Origin of the sequence: Pseudoalteromonas sp. 5Ae-yellow, from assembly GCF_014077565.1 — a bacterium.
Classification (GTDB): Bacteria; Pseudomonadota; Gammaproteobacteria; order Enterobacterales; family Alteromonadaceae; genus Pseudoalteromonas.
In genome coordinates, this window is record NZ_JACGWD010000150.1 from 1 (window position 1) to 1,344 (window position 1,344).

The 1,344-nt window shown below is 41.4% G+C and carries 1 protein-coding gene; it reads right to left on the bottom strand.

The window, feature by feature from the left end; genetic code table 11:
- Positions 1-9: 9 nt before the first annotated feature.
- Positions 10-1,338 carry an IS4 family transposase gene (locus H4J63_RS19730; protein WP_409072684.1) on the bottom strand — a complete coding sequence of 443 codons (1,329 nt, stop codon included), beginning with the start codon at positions 1,336-1,338 and terminating at the stop codon, positions 10-12.
- Between the last annotated feature and the right edge of the window lie 6 nt (positions 1,339-1,344).

Here is a 1,344-nt window from a genome sequence, read left to right on the forward strand (position 1 = left end):
TAATGCCAGTCAGTTAAGCTGACTGGCATCTTTCTTTTTATGGGGATACTTAGATGGTTTTGGCTTAACCCATCGGGGATATCTTCTATCCTCTCGTCTAGCTGGAAGCTTAAATAAGACCAGTGTATCGAGTAAGTGCTGCCAGTGTATTGGAATGTTCCCTGGGCTCATTATAGATACTGACGAGAAATACTGAATGACAGCCATCGAACTGCTAGAGAAACTAAGCTGGTTAGGCCATATCCCTGTGACTGTCGCCGCCATCGTCATTATTCTTCGTATTAAATTATAGGCGAGTAACACGCCCCATAGCTCCTGACGCACCATGTCTGGACGCTTACTTCTTAAATGGTATGCGCTATCAAGCATGGTTTGTTTGATTTCTCTAAACCCAAGTTCTATCTCCCAACGATGACAATATAATTCAACAATTTCATTACCTGGATAACGCAATCTATCCGTCATCGAGGTTAATATACGGTAGCTTTTGCCCTTTATTGTTTTGCTGATTAATCTCGCTTTAATCGTTTCAGGAACATCGGGAAAGTTTTTTTGTGCATGCTTTGTGGTTTTCAATTCAATGATATGGTCATCTTTACCCGCGCTGGAGATGATTTCATACTGTAAGTCGGGCCTTGCTGGTATCAACCAGTGCCTCATCTCCCCAGTTTGGTGCCAACGGTTTAACAGGCCTAAAGAATAATATCCTTTATCAAACATAGTCAGTGAATTATCTGGTGTACGTTCAATTAAACGCTCAGCTAATTTCATCTCGTTGGTTTTATAGTTATCAAACTCGCTACTGAGAAGTTGATGGCTGGTCAATTCCATATGACAGACCATGCGTATTTGAGGAAAGGCTGTATCACCGTATTGGTTGCTACCTGAAGAGAAGGCTTTACGATTATCAGGCGTGTCGGCTGTTCGCCACACAACACCGTCAACAGCTAATAGGTTCAAACCATTCCATGTTTCGAATGACTGTTGCTTATACATTGATTGAGCAGATTTATTGAAAACGTGTTTAACGGAATCATCACCTAACCTTTGTCTCGCCTGTACCATCGCACTTGGAGCAACGAGTTGGTTCTTGCCAGGTAACATGATATCTAGCTTATTAGCGATATTCCAAACTGATTCTTTTCGAAACAATGCCATGCCAATAACTGACCACAAAACGGCTTCAAGCGGTAATCTTCGCTTACGAACGGTTGCAATCCCTGCTTGTTGAAAACCTTGTTCAATGATTTCAGGGTCAAGAATTTCTGATAATTTTTCAAAGGTATGGTATCGGCTGCTTTCTTCAAGTGTTGCTTGCAGTGCTTGTTCTATATTCACAAAAAA